A 259-nucleotide genomic window follows, 5' to 3' on the forward strand; every position below is an offset into this window, starting at 1 on the left:
GGTCACGCGCGTGCAGCCGCCCGATCAGTTCCCGGCTGATATCTTTCCCGAAAATTCCTTTCAACCCTTCGCGCGTGATCGGCTGGTGGTAAGCAATAGCCGCCAACACCGCGACATCGAATTCATTCAGGTCCAGCAGTTGTTCACCAACATCTGCAGCTGCGCGGATCGCTGGGGCATAGGCAGAGCGTGTGCGCATCATCCAGCCACCCGCCACCTTGGCGACCTCAAACGCGCGCCCGTCCAAATCAGCGATAAG

1 protein-coding gene is annotated in these 259 nt (G+C 59.5%); it reads right to left on the bottom strand.

Annotation, left to right across the window (positions count from 1 at the left end):
• A partial coding sequence (locus SB749_RS19985; protein WP_410711842.1) for an SMC-Scp complex subunit ScpB occupies positions 1–259 on the bottom strand: 259 nt, incomplete at both ends.

Origin of the sequence: Brevibacterium sp. SIMBA_078 (genome assembly GCF_046534565.1) — a bacterium.
Classification (GTDB): Bacteria; Actinomycetota; Actinomycetes; order Actinomycetales; family Brevibacteriaceae; genus Brevibacterium.